Below are 6,000 nucleotides of genomic sequence, written 5' to 3' on the forward strand. Positions count from 1 at the left end.
CCAGCCGTGACACCCGAACGGCGGAAAGGCTGGCCAAGACGGGGGCGGGGGCATAGTCTCTGGCGTGATCGTACGTTTGACTGCAGCGAGTCGGTATCCGGCGAAACCGGATGGCTCAGCGGACGTTCACAACGCGGGGCTCATGTCCGCGCACGAACGCAGGGTTTGGTCGACGTAGTTTTACTAAGGGGCGCAGCGGTGTCAGGCGCGAAGGACAAGGCAGGCAAGCTCGATAGACGGGACCGGATCGGCCCCGCGCTGACGGTTGCCGCTGTCGTGCTGGGCGCTTTCCCGACCGCCGGCCTCGCGGTCACCGCGATCACCGCGCCGCGTGACGACACGATCGCTGCCGCGCCGTTCATTCCGCCCAATGGCGATTCGGTGATCGCACGCCAGGTCGCCGCACGGATTGCCGCGCGCTCCCAGCAGTTCCGCCTGACGCCTGCGGGCTCTGCCGCCGACCAGACGGTCACGGTCGCGATTCGCCTCGACCCCGATAAAGCGCGCGCGGTATCCGTGCGCACCGCGGCCGCGGCGGTGAAGGGAGAGGTGGGCGCGGGTCCGTCGCCGCTGTCGACCTTGGCGCCGACCCGCTACAACCTCGGCATGTCGCGCGGTTACCAGACGTTCGCCAAGCCGGCGAAGACCTCGACCGCCGATCTCGGGCTCAACCAGATCGCCATGCCGGACCTTGCCAGCTTCCGCCCGCGCGGCGGCGTGGCCGAGGCGCCGGGCCGACTGCAGCCGCACATCGCGCTGGAGAGCGACAGCCGCACGGGCCGCAGCCCCCGAACGCTGGAAGGCGCGGGCGAGCAGGTGGTCGATCTGGGCGCAGGATACCGCGTGTCGCGCAATCTCAACCTCACGGCCGGTGTCCGCCTGAGCCAGGAGCGCGACCGGGTCGCCCCGCTGACCGATGCGGTGCGGGACGATCAGGCCGTCTACGTCGGAACCAAGTTCCGCTTCTGAACCCTGTCACATGGTATGCAACTGCACCCTGCACGAGCGGGGGTTTTTGTTGCGTCACGGCCGGCTTCGCTTAGGCTGACGGCATAACAGAAACACATCGAGAGGATCCTGCATGGCACGCGTGGCAATCGTCACCGGTGGCACCCGAGGTATCGGCAAGGCGATCAGCCTCGCGTTGAAGGCGGAAGGGCGCACCGTGGTCGCCAACTACGGCGGCAACGACGACGCGGCGCGGGCCTTTTCCGACGAGCACGGGATTGCCGTGTACAGGTGGGACGTGGGCGATCACCACGCCTGCATCGAGGGCTGCATCCGCGTGACGGAGGATGTCGGCCCGGTCGACATCGTGGTCAACAACGCCGGCATCACTCGCGACGGCACGCTAGCGCGGATGAGCTATGACGACTGGCACGATGTCATGCGCATCAATCTGGGCGGGTGCTTCAACATGGCCAAGGCATGTTTCCCCGGCATGGTCGAACGCGGCTGGGGGCGGATCGTCAACATCGGTTCGATCAACGGCCAGGCGGGCCAGTACGGGCAGGTGAACTATGCCGCGGCGAAAAGCGGCATCCACGGCTTCACCAAGGCGCTGGCGCAGGAAGGCGCCAAAAAGGGCGTCACCGTCAACGCCATCGCGCCGGGCTATATCGACACCGACATGGTTGCCGCCGTGCCCGCGCCCGTGCTGGAAAAAATCGTCGCCAAGATCCCCGTCGGGCGGCTGGGCCAGGCGACCGAGATCGCCCGCGGCGTGGTGTTCCTGACCAGCGACGACGGCGGTTTCGTCACCGGCTCCACGCTGAGCATCAACGGCGGCCAGCACATGTACTGAACCCCAGCGGCCGCATTCCGCCGCCGATGGGAACGCGGCGCCTGCCGAAGCCTTTCCTTGGGACACCCATGCCAAAGGAGATGCTTTTGCCGACAGCGTCATTCAACGCGCCCTGCCCCGCTTCCCTCGCATGAGCGACGCCGTGACTGCTGCCGACCACACGACTGACGAAGGGCGCCAGGCGACGTCTCCGGCCAGGATGCCCGCAGGCGCTTGGAAGACCGTGTTCGTGCGGACCTGGAAGGAATCGTCGGCGGACAGCGTGGGACTGATCGCCGCGGGCGTATCGTATTACGTGTTCCTCGCCATCGTGCCGTTGCTCGGTGCGACGGCCCTGTCCTATGGGCTTATCGCCGATCTGCAGACGGTCAATGCGCACATCGGCCAGATCGTCCAGGTCCTGCCAGGAGACGCGGGACAGTTGATTGCCGAGCAGCTGGTGAACGTGGTGCAGACGTCGTCGGGCAAGAAAGGCCTCGGCCTCCTGCTCGCGCTGGCCATCGCCCTGTTTGGCGCGCGCAACGCCGCCGGCAGCGCGATCAACGCGCTCAACATCGCGTATGAAGAGGAAGAGCGCCGCGGCTTCGTCAAGCTCAACCTGCTCGCACTCGCGATGACCGCCGCAGCAGTTGTCGGCGCAGCGGCGGCAATTGCGGGCATCGGCGCGATGAGCTTCCTGGACGGCGCACTGCCATCCAACAATCCGGTGATCGAGGCGCTGTCGGTGGTGTTCACCTATGGCCTGCTCGGGCTCGTCGGGGCGACCGGGGCGGCGCTGCTGTATCGCTATGGTCCGTCGCGCGACAAGCCACAGTGGCGCTGGCTCACGCCCGGTTCGGTGTTGTTCGGCGCGGTGTGGGTGCTGCTGACCTTCGGGTTCGGGTACTATGCCAGCCACTTCGGCAACTATGGCGCGACCTACGGGTCATTGAGCGCGGTGATCGTGCTGCTGACGTGGCTGTACCTGTCTGCCTATGCCCTGATCTTCGGCGCGGAGCTTAACAGCGAGCTGGAGCACCAGACCGCGCGCGACACCACCGACGGGCCGGAACGGCCGCTGGGTGAGCGGGGGGCGTGGGTCGCCGACCACGTGGCGTCCAAGGACGACGAGCCCGCGTCCCGGAAGTAACCTTGGCATACCTTGACGAGGCAAGCGGCGCGCCGATCGCCCGGCGCGCCGCTGTTTTCTACGCCACTTCACTTATCGCGCGGTGACCGTCAGATCGACCCGACGCGACCCCTGATCCGCCCCGGCCGTGTTGCCCTCGCCCGCACTGCGCGCGGTCAGCGCAGCGGCGGGCACGCCGTTTTCGACCAGCGCGGCCATCACCGCGTTGGCGCGGTCGGCGGCAAGCTGGGCATTGGCCGCGGCGTTGCCTTGCGCGTCGGCGAGCCCGACGATCTCGGCCTTCATCGTTGGCTGCCTGGCCAGCACCGCCGCGAACGAGGCGAGTTCGCGCTGATCTTCAGGCCGGATCGCCGCGCTGCCGGTGTCGAAAAACACGTTGTTGAAGCCAAACGTGCGCGGCGTCGCCTCGTTGCCGGCCAGATAGGCCTCGACATCGCGGGTCAGGATCGCACCGTCCTCGTCAACCGGGCCAGCGCCGGCGGTCGTGGTCCCGGCCGTGGTGGCCGCCGACTGGTCCAGCGTTGCCCGGGCATCGTCATCATCGCCGCAACCGCGCAGCGCCAGGATCAGACCCAGCAGGATCAGACCGCCGATGACCCACGGCAACCAGCCCATGCCCTTGCGGTCGTCGTCGCGATGCGCGTCAGGGTGATGGGCAGCGCCCCCGGTGGCCGCGCCTACGGCGGCAGCGCCTGCCGCGGGCACCCAGCCAGCGCGTGCCGCTGTCCCGGTGACGTTGAGATGGACGTGCTGATCCACCCGTTCCACCTGATCGAGCGACACGAAATGATGGTTGCCGTCCGCGGAATCGCTGCGTTGCAGCTTGATGCTGTCGCTCTCGATCCCGTCGACGGTGCCGATCAGAGCGCCGTCCGATCCGAGAACCTGCATACCGTGTGTGATGTCGTCCCTGGTCATAGCTTTGAAAGCCTTGCTGTTTCTCCCGCCTTCGAAACGATGCCCGCAGCCCGGCGTTCCGCGCGCGCAATCCCCCTGCTTGCCCCCGCGGGACCGCGGGCGATAGGATGGCGGCCATGCCCCAGTTCTATCACCCGCCGGTCAAGCGCTCGGTCGAGATCGCCGGCCATCGCACCTCGATCAGTCTGGAGCCGCTGTTCTGGGACATGCTGCGGCAGGCGGCGGCGCGAGAAGGCATGCCCGTGAACGGACTGGTCGGCCGGATCGACGAGGAACGGATCGCCTCCTCCACGCCCTGCGGATTGGCGGGCGCGATCAGGTTGTGGCTGGTGGCGCACGGCCGAACAGGGGGCGAGGGATAAGAAAACGGGCGGCACCCGCGAAGGGTCCGCCCGTCTCACGCCCCGTCAGAGGCGATCCAGTCCCGTTGCTCCTTTAATAGGTCGCCGGGGGATCGCTGGCGGGGAAACTTTCGTCGCTCGCCTGGTCGGTCTTGCTCCAGTCGCGGTCGTTGTCGTCGCGCATCGCATCCGGCCCGGCATCGCGCACGGCCTGATGTCCCTTGTCAGGCTGGCCGCCAGCAAACGCCGGCGCACCTTCGCGCGCCGCGAAGTTCTTTTCGTAATACTTGTAACCGACGTATCCGAGCGTACCGAGCGCGGCGAGTTTGAGCAGTGCCATGATTTGAGAACTCCTTTGTCTGCTCAACGCAGGGGAAGGCTGTCCGTATCCCGGCAAAGCGAACGTTATTCGTCGCCCACCCGTTCCACCTGCGCGCCAACCAGCGCGAGCTTCTCTTCCAGGCGCTCATAACCGCGATCGAGGTGGTAGAGCCGGCGCACTTCGGTGCGGCCTTCGGCGGCCAGTCCGGCGATCACCAGGCTCATCGATGCGCGCAGGTCCGTCGCCATCACCTCGGCTCCGGTCAGCTTGGGAACGCCGTGAACGATCGCGGTCCGTCCCGAGGTCTCGATGTTGGCACCCATGCGGTTGAGCTCTGGCACGTGCATGTAGCGGTTTTCGAAGATCGTCTCGTGCAGCACGCTGGTGCCGTTCGCCACGGTCAGCAGTGCCATCAACTGGGCCTGCATGTCGGTGGCGAGCCCGGGATAGGGCGCGGTCGACAGGTTCACCGCGTTGAGCGGGCCGTCCGCGGTGACGCGGATGCCCTTCTTCTCGGCCTCCACCTGCACCCCGATGTTACGCAGCGCGTGGATCGTCGCCGACATCTCGTGCGCGTTCGCCCCTTCGAGCAACACGTCGCCCCCGGTGATCGCAGCCGCGCAGGCATAGGATCCCGCCTCGATCCGGTCCGCCATCACCCGGTAGGTGGCACCGTGCAAGCGCTTGGCCCCGTGGATCGTAAGGTCCGAGGTGCCGATCCCTTCGATTTCCGCGCCCATCGCGATCAGCAGGTTGCACAGGTCGACGATCTCGGGTTCGCGCGCTGCGTTGAACAGGCGGCAGGTCCCATTGGCGAGCACCGCTGCCATCAGCGCGTTCTCCGTCGCGCCGACCGACACGACCGGAAAGTCATAGTCCCCGCCCGGCAATCCGCCATCGGGTGCGTGCGCCGCGACATACCCTTGGGCGATCTCGATCACCGCGCCGAATGCGGCCAGCGCCTTCAGGTGCAGGTCGATGGGGCGGTTGCCGATCGCGCAGCCGCCGGGCAGCGATACCTTGGCCTGGCCCATCCGCGCCAGCATCGGGCCGAGCACCAAGATCGAGGCGCGCATCTTGCGCACCAGATCGTAAGGCGCGACGGTGCCGGTGATGCGGGTCGCCTCAAGCGTCATCACCCGCCCGAAATCTTCCGGCCGGCTGCCCTGGATCGCGGTGGTGACGCCGAACTGGTTCATCAGGTGCTGGAACCCGTCGATGTCGGCCAGCCGCGGCAGGTTGCGCAGCGTCACCGGCTCGTCGGTCAGCAGCGCGCACGGGATGAGCGTCAACGCCGCGTTCTTGGCGCCCGAAATCGGGATGGAGCCGGACAGGCGCTTGCCGCCCTCGACGATGATTTTGTCCATTCACGCGCACTAGCGGGAATCGTCCGCGTCGCAAGCGCCGCCGGTTGCGCCGGCTTGGCGCGGTGCTAAGCCCCGAAGCCATGACGTCGCGCAAACCCATCAGAAAAGCCGTTTTTCCC

7 protein-coding genes are annotated in these 6,000 nt (G+C 67.2%); 4 read left to right on the top strand and 3 right to left on the bottom strand.

The annotated features are described in order from the left end of the window. Positions 1 to 198: 198 nt before the first annotated feature. From E0504_RS08545 to E0504_RS08555, 3 genes are all read left to right on the top strand, one after another. Positions 199 to 969, top strand: coding sequence for a hypothetical protein (locus E0504_RS08545; protein ID WP_131622995.1), 771 nt, complete (start codon positions 199 to 201; stop codon positions 967 to 969). 112 nt (positions 970 to 1,081) lie between these two features. Then, positions 1,082 to 1,804, top strand: coding sequence for an acetoacetyl-CoA reductase (gene phbB / locus E0504_RS08550; protein WP_131622997.1), 723 nt, complete (start codon positions 1,082 to 1,084; stop codon positions 1,802 to 1,804). A 130-nt stretch (positions 1,805 to 1,934) separates the two neighbouring features. After that, a complete protein-coding gene (locus E0504_RS08555) occupies positions 1,935 to 2,933 on the top strand; it encodes a YihY/virulence factor BrkB family protein (protein ID WP_131622999.1) in 999 nt (332 codons plus the stop codon). A 72-nt stretch (positions 2,934 to 3,005) separates the two neighbouring features. On the opposite strand, the gene E0504_RS08560 is transcribed toward E0504_RS08555, so the two are convergent. Then, positions 3,006 to 3,851 carry a DUF2171 domain-containing protein gene (locus tag E0504_RS08560; RefSeq protein WP_131623001.1) on the bottom strand — a complete coding sequence of 282 codons (846 nt, stop codon included), beginning with the start codon at positions 3,849 to 3,851 and terminating at the stop codon, positions 3,006 to 3,008. A 116-nt stretch (positions 3,852 to 3,967) separates the two neighbouring features. On the opposite strand from E0504_RS08560, the gene E0504_RS08565 reads away from it, so the two are divergent. Further along, positions 3,968 to 4,213 (top strand): ribbon-helix-helix domain-containing protein, encoded by a 246-nt coding sequence (locus E0504_RS08565; RefSeq protein WP_131623003.1) that lies wholly within the window; start codon positions 3,968 to 3,970, stop codon positions 4,211 to 4,213. Positions 4,214 to 4,286: 73 nt separating this feature from the next. Here E0504_RS08565 and E0504_RS08570 read toward each other — a convergent pair whose 3' ends face one another. Both E0504_RS08570 and murA read right to left on the bottom strand, forming a co-directional pair. Next, positions 4,287 to 4,532: a hypothetical protein gene (locus E0504_RS08570; RefSeq protein ID WP_131623005.1), complete on the bottom strand. Its 246-nt coding sequence runs from the start codon at positions 4,530 to 4,532 to the stop codon at positions 4,287 to 4,289. Between the two features lie 65 nt (positions 4,533 to 4,597). Then, entirely contained in the window at positions 4,598 to 5,881 is a 1,284-nt protein-coding gene (murA, locus tag E0504_RS08575; protein WP_131623007.1) for a UDP-N-acetylglucosamine 1-carboxyvinyltransferase, read from the bottom strand. Positions 5,882 to 6,000: the final 119 nt, after the last annotated feature.

The sequence above is a fragment of the Parafrankia sp. BMG5.11 genome (genome assembly GCF_004337455.1).

What these genes read in the sequence shown, in the direction of transcription:
- E0504_RS08560 (WP_131623001.1), bottom strand. Translation starts at nt 3,851, where the DNA reads ATGACCAGGGACGACATCACACACGGTATGCAGGTTCTCGGATCGGAC.
- murA (WP_131623007.1), bottom strand. Translation starts at nt 5,881, where the DNA reads ATGGACAAAATCATCGTCGAGGGCGGCAAGCGCCTGTCCGGCTCCATC.
- phbB (WP_131622997.1), top strand. Translation starts at nt 1,082, where the DNA reads ATGGCACGCGTGGCAATCGTCACCGGTGGCACCCGAGGTATCGGCAAG.
- E0504_RS08555 (WP_131622999.1), top strand. Translation starts at nt 1,935, where the DNA reads ATGAGCGACGCCGTGACTGCTGCCGACCACACGACTGACGAAGGGCGC.
- E0504_RS08565 (WP_131623003.1), top strand. Translation starts at nt 3,968, where the DNA reads ATGCCCCAGTTCTATCACCCGCCGGTCAAGCGCTCGGTCGAGATCGCC.
- E0504_RS08570 (WP_131623005.1), bottom strand. Translation starts at nt 4,532, where the DNA reads ATGGCACTGCTCAAACTCGCCGCGCTCGGTACGCTCGGATACGTCGGT.